Genomic DNA, 15,400 nt, shown 5'->3' on the forward strand with positions numbered 1-15,400 from the left:
TCGTCGCCTAACTCCCCTAAATAACTGAGGCTTTTTACGCTTTTATCTTTATGAATAATTATGCTTAGGTTAAGATGATTCATCCTTTTATTTGAAGTCTTTTGAACAGCTATGCAACCATTTGTTCTATATAACTCAGAGCAACGCAAAAAAGTAGAATTCGTACCTCGTGTTGAAGGTCAAATTGATCTGTATGTCTGTGGTATGACGGTTTATGACTACTGTCATATTGGACATGCACGTACAGTGGTTGCATTTGACTATATTATCCGTTTCCTGCGTAGCCAAGGCTGGAAGGTCAAATATGTGCGTAATATTACGGATATTGACGATAAAATTATTAAACGTGCCAATGAAAATGGCGAAAGTATCTCAGAATTAACAGGTCGCTTTATTGATGCGATGAATGAAGACTTTGCCAAACTGGGCTGCCTTGCACCTGATGTTGCACCTAAAGCGACAGATTACATCGATCAAATGCAAGATATGATCGGCAACCTGGTCGACAAAGGTACGGCTTATCCATCCAATAATGGCGATGTCTACTTTGAGGTCGAGAAGTTTGCCAAATATGGTCGTCTGTCTGGCCGTAAATTAGAAGATATGCAAGCCGGCGCGTCTGAACGTGTCGATGTTGAAGTCGAAAAGAAACACCCGTTTGACTTTGTACTGTGGAAACATGCCAAGGAAAATGAACCGTCATGGGCATCTCCTTGGGGCAATGGCCGTCCAGGCTGGCACATCGAATGTTCAGCAATGTCGACCTGCTGCCTGGGCAATCATTTCGATATTCATGGCGGTGGTGCTGATCTGACTTTCCCGCACCATGAAAATGAAATTGCACAATCTGAAGCATCTACTGGCGAACAGTATGTCAATTACTGGATGCATGCCGGATTTATTAATGTCGATGGCGAGAAAATGTCGAAGTCTTTAGGCAATTTCTTCACCATTCGCGACGTGATTGAAAAATTCCATCCGGAAGTGGTACGTTATTTTATTGTGTCTTCACACTATCGTAGCCCGGTGAATTACTCGGATGTTGCCTTAAAAGAAGCAAAAAATACCTTGTCTCGTTTCTATCACTCATTTAAAACCTATCAGGCGGTTTATGGTGATCATCTGATTGAAACTCTGGATGAGGCTTTAGTTGAACGCTTTAATACCGCTATGCGTGATGATTTCAATACGCCTGAAGCGATTGCGGTATTGTTCGAAATCAATAAAGAGCTGAATCGTGCGGTGAAAGAAGAAAATGCAGAACAGGCAGCGATTTATTATGCAACTTTGCGTTACCTGACCAATATTCTCGGTCTGGTACGGCAAGACGTAGAAGAGTTCCTCAAGTCTGACATTGGTCAGGAAGCATTGGGACTATCACCTGAACAAATTGAAGATTTGATTCAACAGCGTCAGGATGCCAAGAAAGCCAAAGAATTCGCACGCGCAGACGAAATCCGTCAATCTTTACTTGATCAAGGTGTTGTTCTTGAGGATACCCGTCAAGGTACAGTTTGGCGCCGTGCTGATTAATTAATCAAACAGATTTATAGAGAGTTGACACTGCTGTGGAATTCTCTATAATTCACCTCATTGCGGGAATAGCTCAGTTGGTAGAGCATAACCTTGCCAAGGTTGGGGTCGGGAGTTCGAGTCTCCTTTCCCGCTCCAGAATACGAAAAACCCTTATCGAAAGATAAGGGTTTTTTATTGTGTTTGAAAAAAATTTATTAATAAAATGCATATCTCAAATCACTTATTCATCCTCTTTTAACCTGACATTTTTTTTGGGTTATTCATGACAAAGTGCTATTGTGGATAAACTTTAAAACTTTCAATCCCTTTCATAACGATATCGTTTCATGACTTATAAATTAAATGCTCGTCATCTAATTCTAGATCTTTTATATGCCTCTAAAAACTCCACCCTGTCTATTAAGCGGATATTAACAGCTGCTGAATTATTGGGGATTTCTGACAATGGTATCCGTGTCGCTGTAGCCCGATTAAATCAGGAAAATGTCATTCAAGCTGTAGAGCGCGGCGTGTATCAATTGCTAGAGAAAAAATTCGATACTTCTTTTATCAGCTTAAACAAACATCCTGATATGCAAACGGCGACTACATGGAACGGAAAATATGTGCTGGTCTATACCGGTGCTTTGGGACGTGTAGACCGTACGGCATTATCTAAAAGGGAAAAAGCGCTACGTTATTATGGTTTTAAGGAACTAGAGCAAAATGTTTTTATTCGTCCCGATAATTTAACGCTAAATCTAAGTCCATTAAAAACAGCTGTAATCCAGTTTGGATTAGATCCTGACGCACGTTTTTTTCAAGTCAGTCAACTGGAAAGTGAAACCGAAGTTCGTGATTTATGGGATATCGAAGAGCTACATCAGACCTATCATGCAGTACAGCATGCTATCAACGACTGGTTTGAGAATTACCAGAGTCTGACTTTAGCAGAGGCTGCAAAAAGTGCCTTTTATCTAGGTAAATCTGCCCTATTTAGTTTGCGTGCTGACCCCTTACTTCCTGCAGAATGGATAGACACAGATGCTCGACAACAATTTGAGCTCGCAGTCCGCAAAATAGAAAAACAGGGTCAACTTTTATGGCAACACTATTTTAAAGACCAAGGGGTCTAATTTATTTCTTTTTTATACACAAAAATGAATTGACTGTAATATTTCATCCAAATATATTGAATAAAGCAATAAGAACTAAATATAGGCAGAAGAATGAACAGCAAGGTCAGTGTCACAGAACTTTTTAGTCGTGACGAAATTAAAGAACTCACCACGACCTCAGACTTACACGGTGCCTGGGCAGTAGGTTCAACCTGGACCGTAATTGTCATGACCTTTGGTACGGTTGCCTATAGCTGGGAATATTTACCTACATGGGGAAAAATCCTGATATGTGCATTGGCATTGGCTATTCTTGCTGGACGCCAGCTTGCGATGGCTATTTTGATGCATGATGCCTCGCACCATAGCCTGTTCAAAACCAAATGGTTAAATACCCATCTGACTGATTGGCTCTGTGCACGCCCGATCTGGAATGATGTCAGCAAATACCGTCCTTATCACCTGAAACATCATGCTAAAACCTCGCAGCCAGATGATCCTGACTTGGGGTTGGTAAAAAACTTTCCCATTACGCAAAGCTCACTATTCAGGAAATTCTTCCGTGACCTGAATGGGCAATCGGGGCTTAAATTTCTCGCTGGTCGAGTATTAATGGATCTGGAATTGCTGGAATGGAGTGTTTCCAATGACCCCAAGCCAATTCCGCGTGGTGATCGCAGCAATTTAGAGTTAGCGAAAAACTTGCTTAAAAATAGTTCTGGTATGTTAATTTCAAATGCAGCAATTTTTTCTGCTCTGTGGGCCAGCGGCCATCCTAAAATGTATTTATTATGGCCTCTCGCCTATATCACTCCATTTCCTTTGTTCATCCGCATCCGCGCCATGGCTGAGCATGCGGGCCTAGAAACCAGTCATTCTGCCCTGAGCAATACTCGAACTACCCGTGCAGGCTGGCTGGCACGTGCTTTTGTTGCACCAATTCATGTGAACTATCATATTGAACATCATTTGATGGCCTCTGTTCCGCATCAAAAGCTGGCAAAAATGCACCAGATGTTAAGAGAGCGTCAGTATGTCGATGCTCCGCCAAGTTATCTGGATGTGATTCGCTCACTTTTAAAAAATAATCAATTTTCCTGATGCTTAGATTATTCAATTTCAATGCTGATGGTTTTCGGCATGTGAATGCGGATGTGAGGATTGTCCCCGATGTTCCGGCGGACAATCTTCCGCTTCGATCTGCAAGGTCATCTCGGTAATATGATGCTCATGGTGGAGCATCTCAAAGGCCTGATGACGCAGTTTCTGATAATCCACATTCGGCGCAACCAGATGCACGGTCAGCATGACTTTTTTGGAAGTAATTGCCCAGACCTTGAGCTGATGAATATCTCGCACCCCTTCAAGCGCCAAAAGATCGTAACGTAATTTTTCAATATCAATTTCATCCGGCACACCTTCAAGCAGAATATTGATGCTCTGTTTTAGCAAAACCCAGGTTCTTGGCAATACCCAAAATCCAATTAATACTGCAATGAGTGTATCTATCCACATCCAGCCGGTGAAATAAATCACTAGCGCTCCAATAATCACGCCTACAGATCCCAACGCATCACTCAGCACTTCCAGATAAGCGCCTTTGACATTGAGGCTTTCCTGACTGCTGGATACCAGAATTTTCATGGAAATCAGATTAATGATCAGCCCCAAGATGGCCACGCCCATCATGCCAAGACTCTGGATTTCCGGTGGATGACTCAAACGCTGATAAGCTTCAAACAAAATATAAATCGCAACCACAAACAGCATTAAGGCATTAAACAGAGCAGCAAGAATTTCAAAGCGCTGATAACCAAATGTCCGTTTATTGTCTGCCGGTTTTTGCCCAATTTTGATAGCGACTAATGCGATAGCCAGTGCAGCAGCATCGGTAAACATATGCGCAGCATCAGAAAGTAAGGCCAAACTTTGAGTTAGAAAACCAGCAATCACTTCCACAATTAAAAAAGTCGTGGTTAATACCAACGCTATTAATAATTTTTTGGCATTTTTTGCAGTCACGGCGACATGACTATGCTCATGATGATGTGAATTCCCCACCGGCCACTACCTCCTTCTTATTCAATGAGGATGTATCCTCAGCATCTTTCAAGTTTTATTCTGATTCATATTACGCTTGAATTTTATCTATTTAAGTAGGTTTTTTATGAACTGCTTTATCAGTCGATATTAGATTAAAGTTTTAGCTTTTTCATGCTCTGCTAGCCAGGCCTGTACCGAAGCACGCTTAAAATTACGCTCGACATATTCTATTATTTTCACAGGAAGTTTCACCTGATGACTCAGCAGACGATGCAACATAAAGGCTAGATCAAAGTCTGCAATGGACCAGTGTTCAGTCAACCATATGTCCTCTAGCATATGTTCTGCCACATTTACCAAGCGCTGAATTTCTTCAGTGATCGGAGCTGTAAGAGGTGTAGATATTTTTGCTGGGTGAAATACCGAATCGGAAGGCATCTGCTGGCGGATTTGCATAAAATCCGTTTTGACCAAGGCTTGTATGGCCCGACATTTAGCTCTGGCATGAATTTCCTTTGGATATAAGGCTGGATAATTAGGTGCTGGAAAGGCATCTTCCAAGTATTCAGTGATCGCCCATGATTCAAACAGGCTAAAGTTATCTACTATTAAATACGGAACTTTAGCACTTGGACAAATGGCTTGATAAGCCGCAGATTTCTGTTGCTGCTGATCTAAATCGACCACTATTTCCTGAAAATCTAAACCCTTTTCTTTTAAGGCAACATAGACCGACATGGCATAAGGGCTGATTCTGTTTTTATCGACATATAAACTTATATTTTGCATATCCTTGATCCTGATAGGCTTGTTGTTTTTATTCAGTACGGCAGCCTTACTCTACTCTCTTTCCTATATAAAAGGAAAATGACCCGCTTCATGTAGCAATCACACAAAAATGTTTATACAGTTGCCGATAGCGAAGCGATATTCATTATTTTCTATAATGTATGTGATGTGAGGCATAAAGCCTTTTATTTTGCTTTTGATTCACGTTAAATTAAATCATTCTCTTGATATCAAAAAACTATGCTGAACTTAGCTCACCTCCCCGATACCGTGTATGCCATTCAACATCTGGCTTTCGAAGACTTAGGTGCTTGGGAAGATATTTTTTATCAGCTCGGCTTACGTGTGCGTTATTTCGAAGCTGGCATCGATGATCTCACCAAGGCTTTTGAACATCCCGGATTAACCGTTATTCTCGGTGGCCCGATTGCAGTCTATGAAACTGAGGATTATCCTTTCTTACAACAAGAAATAGACTTACTTAAAGTTCGCCTGGAAAAGAACTTACCGACGTTAGGCATCTGTTTAGGTGCACAGTTAATTGCTGCTGCATTGGATGCCAAAGTCTATTCCGGGCATACCAAAGAAATCGGCTGGTCTAAACTTAAGCTTGCTTCTGTTGAAAATAATCCGCTGCAAGCTCTCGAAGATATCGACGTCCTGCATTGGCATGGTGATACCTTTGACCTACCTGAACAGGCAAAATTACTGGCCAGCTCTGACCTTTATCCAAATCAGGCCTTTCGAGTAGGACAGAATATTCTAGCACTACAATTCCATGCTGAAGTGGCCAGTGAAAGTTTAGAGAAATGGCTGATTGGACATACCTGTGAGTTACGCAAAGCCCAGATCAATATCCCTGCCTTGCGGGCGGATCATCAAAGCTATGCGCCCGCGCTTGAACAGGCAGCCAGTTCGGTATTGATGCATTATTTAGAAAACCTGCGACTTAAGTAACCGTAATAAAAAAGCACTCAGTTGGGTGCTTTTTTAATTTGTCATGCTTATTTTTTCGGAGCAGGAACAGAAGCCTCGGTAGTAATGTTCACTGTAATTTTATCGCCCACATTTGGAACATAACCGCCTACCCCAAAAGCTGAACGGTTAAATGAAGTGGTTGCATTGAAACCAATCGTTTGTAATTTAGTCATTGGATGTACGCCTTGTTTATTTAAAACTGCATCCAGTACCACAGGTTTAGTGACATCTTTCACGGTTAAGTTACCGGTGATTTTGTATTTGTTTTTGCCTAAAGCCTGAACTTTAGTACTTTTAAAAGTGATATTCGGATATTTGGCAGCGTCAAAAAATTCTGATGTCTTAATATGGTCATCCAGTGCTTTCACATTCGTATTAATACTTGCAACCGGGATGTTCACATTGACCGAAGAATTCGCAGGTTTTGCATTATCAACATTAATCATACCCTGGATGTCACTGAAGTTTGCAGATGGTGTAGAGAAACCAAAGTGGCTCCAAGAGAAAACCGTTGCTGAATGAGTCGGGTCAATCGTATAGGCCACTGGTTTTGCCATAGAAACTGTTGCTACAGATGCGACCGCCAAGCCTAATGCTAATGTTTTGAAATTCATGTTTTTATCTCACGTTTTGGATGTTATTAAGTGTATACAATCTGGAACCGTTTACAGCCCTAAAGATAAAACGTTTTGTTGCAGCGATGAAACGATAAAATTGTAAGTTATTTTTTTAATTTTTGAGCTTTAATCCATACGGTACTGGATGAATCCAGTTTTCTTGGCGACTTTGTTATACAACGCTTGTGCCTGATGGTTTAATTCATGAGTTAGCCAGTAAACCCGGTCGCAATTACGCTGCTGCGCGACCTGATAGACATGCTGAATCAGCTTGCGCGCCACGCCCTGTCCGCGATAATCAGGATGGGTAAATAGATCCTGCAAATAGGCATAGGGTCTTACTGTCCAGCTACTGTTATGTTCGATGACATGCACAATCCCTACGACCTTTCCATCAATCAAGGCCGCAAAACCGTACATTGAATCTAACTCATAATTAGTTAATTTATCCCAGGTATTTTTACTTACCTCATCCGAAATTTGGGTCTGATAAAAGCGTTGATAGTCTTGCCATAAAAATAGCCATTCCGGCTGTGATATTTGCTCTAGAGATTTGATCTGGATCTGGCACTGTATATTCATGTTTAACTGCTTCTTTGGCTTATTTCTTTAATTTAAGTCGTTTCAATAGTGGTCGCTGAATTTTTATAGCGGCCTAAACTTAGCTTTATCTCATCTGGTGCTCATAAGCAACCTGTCAGATGAAAATCATCCGGCATAAAAAAAGTCCCAATCAGGGACTTTTCATGCATTATGTTTAAAGTTTTTCAACCAGAATACGATCAACCTGTTTTAGGCCAGTCGTCTTTTCATGATTTTTACGACGCACTTTAATGACCTTTTCTTCGGCTAATTCTTGCAGCATTAAATCAACTGCAACCATCGCTTCAAGAGGTAATTCCTGTCCGATCCACTTGAGTTCGCCTGCATCCATTAAAGTAATTTCATCGTTAATTTGTTCATACAAGCTCATGTTCATCTCACTCTTTCATTTCGACTATGGGAGAACTTTCTAACGATTGCCACATGAAAACAACCCTAAAAAGCGAAAAAATAAAAAACGCCCCTTTAACTGGGGCGTCTTTTTAACCTATTAATCGAATTGATTAAGCGGTAATTTCTTGCACTGCTGCAACCACTGCTTCGGTGGTAATACCGAAGTATTGGAACAAATCTTTTGCAGGTGCAGATTCGCCATAAGTGGTCATACCGATAACACGACCATCAAGACCTACAAATTTCCACCAGTAATCTACATGTGCAGCTTCAACAGCAACACGTGCACGAATATTTGATGGAAGAACCGCTTCACGATAAGCTGCATCTTGCTTCATGAATTCTTCAGCACATGGCATAGACACGACACGCACGCCTTCAAGCTGTGCATAAGCTTCCATTGCCAGAGATACTTCAGAACCAGTGGCGATGATGATGGCTTTCAATTCACCTTTTTCTTCAGCCAATACATAACCACCTTTCGCAGCGTTCTCAATTTGAGCTTGAGTACGAGTCTGGAATGGCAAGTTCTGACGAGAGAAGATCAATGCGGTCGGACCTTCAGCACGCGTTAATGCAGATTTCCAAGAAATTGCTGCTTCAACGGTGTCACATGGACGCCATGTGTTTAGATTTGGCGTACCACGAAGGGATGCGATCTGCTCAACAGGTTGATGCGTTGGACCATCTTCACCTAGACCAATTGAGTCATGCGTATACACATGGATCACGCGCTGTTTCATCAATGCAGACATACGTACGGCATTACGTGCATATTCCATAAACATTAGGAATGTTGCTACGTAAGGGATAAAACCGCCATGCAGTGCAACACCATTCGCGATTGCAGTCATACCGAATTCACGTACGCCATAGTGTACATAGTTACCTGCCGGATTGTCCTGTACGCCTTGCGCGCCTTTCCAAAGGGTCAGGTTAGAACCTGCGAGATCCGCAGAACCACCTAGAACTTCTGGCAATAATGGAACAAGTGCTTGTAATGCATTTTGGCTGGCTTTACGCGTCGCAATCGTTTCAGCTTTGGCATTCACTTCTGCAATATAGGCATTCGCTTTTGCAACGAAGTCAGCCGGTAATTCACCAGATAAACGACGTTTAAGCTCAGCTGCTTCAGTTGGATATTTTGCAGCATAAGCAGCAAATGTTTCGTTCCAAGCTGCTTCTGATTCAGCACCTTTAGCTTTCGCATCCCAAGCTGCATACACATCTTCAGGAATCACAAATGCTTCGTCAGTCCAGCCTAGTGCTTCACGAGTCAACACGATTTCGTCATGACCGAGTGGTGCACCATGACTGTCTTCTTTACCTTGCTTGTTTGGTGAACCCAAACCAATCACGGTTTTACAGATAATGATGGTTGGTTTAGCAGTTTCAGCTTTCGCCTCAACAGTTGCCTGACGGATTACATCTGCATCGTGACCATCAACTTTAATCACTTGCCAGCCGTATGCCAGGAAGCGTTGTTCTGTATCGTCAGAGAACCAGCCTTCCACTTCGCCATCAATCGAGATGCCATTGTCGTCATAGTAAGCAATCAGTTTGCCCAGACCCAATGTTCCTGCCAAAGAACATGCTTCGTGAGAAACACCTTCCATCAAACAGCCATCGCCAAGGAAGCAGTAAGTGAAGTGATCTACAACTTGGATGTCGTCTTTGTTGAATTGCGCAGCTAGAGTTTTTTCAGCTAGTGCAAAACCGACAGCATTCGCGATGCCTTGACCTAAAGGACCAGTCGTCGTTTCAATCCCTGGTGCATAGCCCAACTCCGGGTGACCAGGTGTTTTAGAATGAAGTTGACGGAATGCTTTAAGATCTTCAATCGAAAGATCGTAGCCCGTTAAATGAAGAAGCGCATATTGAAGCATAGAGCCATGGCCATTTGATAATACAAAACGGTCACGGTTTGCCCAATTCGGGTTGGTCGGGTTATGGTTCATGAATTCACGCCAAACCACATCAGCGATATCTGCCATCCCCATTGGAGCACCTGGATGTCCTGAGTTTGCTTTTTGCACAGCATCCATTGCCAATACACGAATTGCGTTTGCAATACGACGTTCATTAAGCGGGGTTGTCATAAATCAGAGTCCAAAATATTCAGAAATAGGAAATGATGAAAAGACTTTCAAAACTGCTGTCTATTGTCTTAAAAAAACAGCGAGGGGTAAAGACTAACCAACAATATTTATCAGTTTATTGAGTGTCTCTTGCCTTATCGTACAATTATTCCACATTTCTTCTTTATCTTCGATTCGCTCTACTGGTTTTCAGATTGAATTATCCCGGATTTCTTAACTAACTTTCTTGTCTGTATCTGGATTCTAAGCTGATAGATAGGATTGAATTTATGCTAATTTTGTCTCTATGTCATATGACTCACAGCATTGTTTTTGAAGAAAATCTATACAGTTCACTGATCTATTTATAATGTAATTTGTACTAAATTTTATAAAATATGGGTAGGATTTTTTGATATACAGGTGAAATCTAATTTGCCTAGGCTAATTTCCAACCTCGGCAGACTTATTGTCCTTGACAGGCTTTGGGCAAATAGCGCTGCTGAATATCAGTGGAATAACATTTGCCACTATGAACATCAAAAGCAACCGATTTCCCGCGAATCGCAGCATCCACACCCTGCTCTCGCATCTTGAACTCTATCCGGCACGCGGCATTAATGATCACTTTTTCGATATATTGACCATGCCCACCAATCTCGCGTCCAGCATCACAGTGTTGATCTGAGACAATAAACTGGGTTCGATATGCTCCAGCCTGTTCAAACACTTCGGCCAATTGATTACGCACGACATAAGCTTGATAACTCATAAAAGCCATCGTCACTAAAATCGCGATAATGATGAGCACGATCAGCACTTCAATCAGGGTAAATGCCTTTTGATACATGATTTCTGATCTCCTTACAGTCTTGCTCCAAGAAGTCCATAGCAAAAGATGTCGCCATTCCTAACCAGCTAATGTGGAAGACTTAGCGCTAATATGAAGATATACCCGAACATCAACAAGACATTTGGTCGCAAGGCGCACAGCCTGAATCTGCTTTATTGATGTAATGATCACTTGCTTAAGTAAATTTTGAATTTTGAGCTTTGTATTTTTTCTATCGTCTATTTTTTTAAGATTTAATCGGAAATCTAAGCATTTAATTTTATGACAGTCTGAGGGATTAAAATATTATTGCTTCCTATTCCCCAATCAATAATGCTGTCTAAATAGACATATCAATTTTTTTAATTCTATTAATCAATTAAAAACACAATAATTTGAAACAATTTCGACCAATTTTGTCGTGTTAAGCTAGTCCTAGAGCGCAACTCGATGTAACATATCGGGTCTTTAAAATTAACTGTGATAGGACTATGCGCGAGTACGCTGTATTTACTTCGGAATCTGTAAGCGAAGGCCATCCAGATAAAATGGCTGACCAAATCAGTGACGCTATTTTGGATGCAATCTTAAAAGAAGACCCATATGCACGGGTTGCTTGTGAAACGCTTGTAAAAACAGGTGCGGTTGTACTTGCCGGTGAAATCACAACGACAGCAAATGTTGATTTTGAGGCAATTGTACGTCATACCGTAAACGGAATTGGTTATCACCATTCTGATCTTGGTTTTGATGGTTCAACCTGTGCCGTGATCAACATGATTGGTAAACAGTCACCTGAAATTGCTCAAGGTGTCGACCGCCAGAAACCTGAAGATCAGGGTGCCGGCGACCAAGGTTTAATGTTCGGTTACGCCAGCCGCGAGACTGATGTATTAATGCCTGCGCCGATTTCATATGCGCATCGCTTGATGGAAAAGCAGGCTGAATTACGCCGTAATGGCACCTTGCCATGGTTACGCCCAGATGCAAAAAGCCAGGTAACGTTTGCTTATGAAAATGGCGTACCAGTTCGTTTAGATGCAGTCGTTCTTTCGACTCAACATGATTCTGAAATCACTCAAGCGAACCTGAAAGAAGCTGTGATTGAAGAGATTGTGAAGAAAATCATTCCTGCTGACATGTTCCATGCGGACACCAAATTCCACATCAACCCAACGGGTATGTTTGTGATCGGTGGTCCTGTGGGTGACTGTGGTTTGACTGGCCGTAAAATTATCGTAGATACCTACGGCGGTATGGCACGTCACGGCGGTGGTGCTTTCTCTGGTAAAGATCCATCTAAAGTTGACCGCTCTGCTGCGTATGCAGGTCGTTATGTGGCGAAAAACATCGTTGCTGCTGGCTTGGCTGACAAGTGTGAGATTCAGGTGTCTTACGCGATTGGTGTTGCTGAGCCAACTTCAATTTCAATCAATACCTTCAATACTGCAAAAGTCTCTGAAGAATTGATTATTGCACTGGTTCGTGAACATTTCGACTTACGTCCATATGGCATTACCCGTATGCTTGACCTGATCCAGCCGATGTATAAGCAAACTGCTGCTTATGGTCACTTCGGTCGTGAAGGTTCAGATACTGCATTTACCTGGGAAAAAACTGACAAAGTGGAAGCGCTTAAAGCGTCTGCTGGTCTATAAGTTTTTCTTAAAAAAAGCCTGCATCATGCGGGCTTTTTTTATGTCTTTCATTTCTTCATCTTTAGAATTATCTCTAGGTCGTGATGACAAATATTTAAATGCCAAGCTTCATACTATAACCTGCCTATCGAATGATACTATTAAGACTTCCCTCTCTGTGAATATCACTATTCCATGAAACTTAAAACAACTTCCGACTGAGCCATTACAGTATAAGTATCGAAAAAAGTTACAGTTAATCAACAAATGTTGATCTATTTGCTAGCATAAATCTAAATAAATGGCTGCTAAATTAGATTGCAGCTCTACAACAACAAAAGGATATTACTCGATGAATAAATTACTAATTGCTTTAGGTTTGGCGACCACTGTTGCCTTAGTCGGCTGTAGTAAAGAAGAAGCGCCTGAAACCGGCGCAACCACAGGTGAGCATTTAGAAAATGCAGCCAATCAAGCCGGTCATGATATGGAAGATGCCAGCCGTGAGGCTGCGGTAGAAACCGAACGAGCAATGGATAATGCCGCAGAAAATACTGCTCAGGCAGCGGACGAAGCAGCTGCTGCAACGTCTAGAGCAGCAGATGCCACTGCGGAAGCAGCACGTAAAGCAACTGCAGCAACTGCTGCGGCAGTTGAAGAAGGTGCCGGAGAAGTTCGGGAAAAAGCTGAAAACTGATTTTAGCATTCAGTTTGACGTTTAAAAGCCTGCGATTGCAGGCTTTTTTTATCAGAGATGATTTTAAATAGCGAATGATCTAAATTGAAATTGCATTATTTCTTGATGGGATCAATTTTTTATCTAAATGATTCGATAAAATCAAATAAATTGATAAAACTTATCAAGTATTAGAATGACTTAATTGTGATTGAATCGGCAAAACGGGCTGCATTTAAACTGAAATTCAGTAGAATACCAGCCTTTATTTTTAAAATTTAATCTCCCATGTCAGTCATTGTTGCTGCTTCCCAACGGTCGAATATTTCGGTCTGGGCAGCTTTTATCTTGCTTATCATAGGTACAATCGGTGCCTATCAAATCGTAGGCTTAAATCAGGCCCTATTATTCTTGATTGGTGGTGCACTAGGCATGACCCTGTACCATGCTTCATTTGGTTTTACTTCGAGCTGGCGTGTCTTTATCAAGGAACGTCGCGGCCGTGGTTTACGTGCACAAATGATTATGCTCGCTCTGGCGGTCTTGCTGTTCTTCCCGGCTTTAGGTGCAGGTGAATTATTCGGCAACCCAGTTAAAGGTAACGTTAATCCTGTTTCCATGTCAGTCATGATTGGTGCCTTTATTTTCGGTATCGGCATGCAACTTGGTGGCGGCTGTGCATCAGGTACGTTGTATACTGTAGGTGGCGGTAGCGCACGTATGCTGGTGACGCTCTTGTTCTTCTGTATCGGGTCTGTGATTGCGACCTCGCACCTTGACTGGTGGTTTGTCCTGCCACATCTTGAACCGATTTCACTGGTAGAAAGTTTAGGCGTTCTCCCTGGATTACTGTTGAGCTTTATCGTTTTTGCCATCATTGCTGCAGCAACAGTTTATTTCGAAAAGAAACGTCACGGTAGTCTCGAAATTGAGCCTAGTAGTAAACATCAAGGCTGGAAGCGCTTTGTTCGTGGTCCATGGCCTTTGATTTGGGGCGGTATTATTCTGACCTTGCTCAACTTTGCTACGCTGGCACTCGCAGGTCGTCCTTGGGGCGTAACCTCTGCGCTGGCAGTTTGGGGTGCCAAAGGTGCTACGCTTGTGGGTGTTGATGTAGCTTCTTGGGATTATTGGCAAAAAGCAGGCAATGCCAAAGCACTGGCAGAATCATTATGGTTTGATATTACCTCAATGATGAACTTCGGTATCATGCTGGGTGCTTTGTTGGCAGCAAGTTTGGCAGGTAAATTTGCGCCGAATTTCAATATTCCAAAACGTTCACTGATTGCTGCTGTTATAGGTGGCATAATGCTGGGCTATGGCGCACGCCTGGCCTACGGTTGTAATATCGGTGCATATTTCAGTGGAATTGCGTCGGGTAGTCTGCATGGCTGGTTATGGCTGGTCTTCGCTTTTATTGGTAATGGGATCGGGGTAAAACTTCGTCCGATTTTCTTCCCGAATGAAAAACCGCAGCCTGAAAAACCAACCGGTTGCTAATGATTAAAATCAAAAAAAGCCCATCAATTTGATGGGCTTTTTTTGATTCAGATTTTACAGTGCGGCTTTTAAATTACAGCCATAACCCATGGTCTGCTGGACCTGACGATAAGTCGTATAACGATCCAGAATAAAGGTATAAAAATGATCAGCGTCAGAGAAATTGGCTTTTAAATTTTCATTCTTGGCATTAGGCAGTTTAATGTCATCGACCAGTTCCAGATTGTAATGTCCCAAACGGTACATATCGGAAAAATAACTATTCATCATATCGCAATAGGCGATTTTACTGGGTTTTAATGCAGTACTGCTGACAAGATGCTGGTTCAAGCTTTGCAGATTATTGACATCTAAAGGAAACTGGTGCGCGAAAGCAATGCTTTCGACTTTCTTAAATTTCTGAAAGTCTTGGGCTAACTGGACATTGAGTGCATCAAAACGTTGCTGCAGTTCCTCTGCAGTCTGAACCTGATATTTGACTGGATCTACGACCGGTTTTTGTGGTTGTTCCGAACATGCAGTTAATCCAGTGAGCAGCGCTAATGACGTTAGCCATACCTTCATGTTTATACACTCAATTTAAATATACCAACACTTATTATGCCTGAAAGCAGTTTGATG

General features: G+C 42.0%; 15 protein-coding genes and 1 tRNA gene. 8 read left to right on the forward strand and 8 right to left on the reverse strand.

The annotated features are described in order from the left end of the window. Positions 1 to 111: 111 nt before the first annotated feature. The 4 genes from cysS to AC1IR0_RS00120 all read left to right on the forward strand — a co-directional run bounded on the left by cysS (position 112) and on the right by AC1IR0_RS00120 (position 3,734). Positions 112 to 1,533, forward strand: a complete 1,422-nt coding sequence (cysS, locus tag AC1IR0_RS00105) for a cysteine--tRNA ligase (RefSeq protein WP_409655152.1) — start codon at positions 112 to 114, stop codon at positions 1,531 to 1,533. Between the two features lie 62 nt (positions 1,534 to 1,595). Then, a tRNA-Gly gene (locus tag AC1IR0_RS00110) sits at positions 1,596 to 1,671 on the forward strand. Positions 1,672 to 1,862: 191 nt separating this feature from the next. Next, the gene (locus AC1IR0_RS00115; protein ID WP_409655155.1) at positions 1,863 to 2,651 is read left to right on the forward strand and encodes a hypothetical protein; all 789 of its coding nucleotides are present in this window, start codon (positions 1,863 to 1,865) and stop codon (positions 2,649 to 2,651) included. A gap of 93 nt (positions 2,652 to 2,744) precedes the next feature. Then, positions 2,745 to 3,734, forward strand: coding sequence for a fatty acid desaturase family protein (locus AC1IR0_RS00120; RefSeq protein ID WP_312584866.1), 990 nt, complete (start codon positions 2,745 to 2,747; stop codon positions 3,732 to 3,734). A gap of 18 nt (positions 3,735 to 3,752) precedes the next feature. Here AC1IR0_RS00120 and AC1IR0_RS00125 read toward each other — a convergent pair whose 3' ends face one another. After that, positions 3,753 to 4,694: a cation diffusion facilitator family transporter gene (locus AC1IR0_RS00125; RefSeq protein ID WP_312584864.1), complete on the reverse strand. Its 942-nt coding sequence runs from the start codon at positions 4,692 to 4,694 to the stop codon at positions 3,753 to 3,755. A gap of 129 nt (positions 4,695 to 4,823) precedes the next feature. Further along, positions 4,824 to 5,465, reverse strand: coding sequence for a glutathione transferase (yfcF, locus tag AC1IR0_RS00130; RefSeq protein WP_312584862.1), 642 nt, complete (start codon positions 5,463 to 5,465; stop codon positions 4,824 to 4,826). 240 nt (positions 5,466 to 5,705) lie between these two features. On the opposite strand from yfcF, the gene AC1IR0_RS00135 reads away from it, so the two are divergent. Next, positions 5,706 to 6,422, forward strand: coding sequence for a glutamine amidotransferase (locus tag AC1IR0_RS00135; protein WP_312584861.1), 717 nt, complete (start codon positions 5,706 to 5,708; stop codon positions 6,420 to 6,422). Positions 6,423 to 6,469: 47 nt separating this feature from the next. Here AC1IR0_RS00135 and AC1IR0_RS00140 read toward each other — a convergent pair whose 3' ends face one another. The 5 genes from AC1IR0_RS00140 to AC1IR0_RS00160 all read right to left on the reverse strand — a co-directional run bounded on the left by AC1IR0_RS00140 (position 6,470) and on the right by AC1IR0_RS00160 (position 10,984). Continuing rightward, the gene (locus tag AC1IR0_RS00140) at positions 6,470 to 7,057 is read right to left on the reverse strand and encodes a YceI family protein (RefSeq protein WP_479741086.1); all 588 of its coding nucleotides are present in this window, start codon (positions 7,055 to 7,057) and stop codon (positions 6,470 to 6,472) included. A 129-nt stretch (positions 7,058 to 7,186) separates the two neighbouring features. Next, positions 7,187 to 7,642, reverse strand: a complete 456-nt coding sequence (locus AC1IR0_RS00145; RefSeq protein ID WP_004729882.1) for a GNAT family N-acetyltransferase — start codon at positions 7,640 to 7,642, stop codon at positions 7,187 to 7,189. A gap of 175 nt (positions 7,643 to 7,817) precedes the next feature. Next, positions 7,818 to 8,033, reverse strand: a complete 216-nt coding sequence (locus AC1IR0_RS00150; RefSeq protein WP_004729883.1) for a hypothetical protein — start codon at positions 8,031 to 8,033, stop codon at positions 7,818 to 7,820. A 133-nt stretch (positions 8,034 to 8,166) separates the two neighbouring features. After that, positions 8,167 to 10,155 carry a transketolase gene (tkt, locus tag AC1IR0_RS00155; protein ID WP_479741087.1) on the reverse strand — a complete coding sequence of 663 codons (1,989 nt, stop codon included), beginning with the start codon at positions 10,153 to 10,155 and terminating at the stop codon, positions 8,167 to 8,169. A 445-nt stretch (positions 10,156 to 10,600) separates the two neighbouring features. Next, complete coding sequence (locus tag AC1IR0_RS00160; RefSeq protein WP_409655168.1) at positions 10,601 to 10,984, reverse strand: pilin; 384 nt, start codon at positions 10,982 to 10,984, stop codon at positions 10,601 to 10,603. A gap of 473 nt (positions 10,985 to 11,457) precedes the next feature. Here AC1IR0_RS00160 and metK point away from each other — a divergent pair, with 473 nt between their 5' ends. The 3 genes from metK to AC1IR0_RS00175 all read left to right on the forward strand — a co-directional run bounded on the left by metK (position 11,458) and on the right by AC1IR0_RS00175 (position 14,779). Beyond that, positions 11,458 to 12,624, forward strand: coding sequence for a methionine adenosyltransferase (gene metK / locus AC1IR0_RS00165; protein ID WP_004279972.1), 1,167 nt, complete (start codon positions 11,458 to 11,460; stop codon positions 12,622 to 12,624). 331 nt (positions 12,625 to 12,955) lie between these two features. Then, positions 12,956 to 13,300, forward strand: a complete 345-nt coding sequence (locus tag AC1IR0_RS00170; protein ID WP_005104359.1) for a hypothetical protein — start codon at positions 12,956 to 12,958, stop codon at positions 13,298 to 13,300. A gap of 267 nt (positions 13,301 to 13,567) precedes the next feature. Beyond that, positions 13,568 to 14,779: a YeeE/YedE family protein gene (locus AC1IR0_RS00175; protein WP_409655173.1), complete on the forward strand. Its 1,212-nt coding sequence runs from the start codon at positions 13,568 to 13,570 to the stop codon at positions 14,777 to 14,779. A gap of 54 nt (positions 14,780 to 14,833) precedes the next feature. Here AC1IR0_RS00175 and AC1IR0_RS00180 read toward each other — a convergent pair whose 3' ends face one another. Beyond that, the gene (locus AC1IR0_RS00180) at positions 14,834 to 15,343 is read right to left on the reverse strand and encodes a hypothetical protein (protein ID WP_313563815.1); all 510 of its coding nucleotides are present in this window, start codon (positions 15,341 to 15,343) and stop codon (positions 14,834 to 14,836) included. Positions 15,344 to 15,400 lie beyond the last annotated feature (57 nt).

This window comes from Acinetobacter sp. 129952 (genome assembly GCF_056642055.1).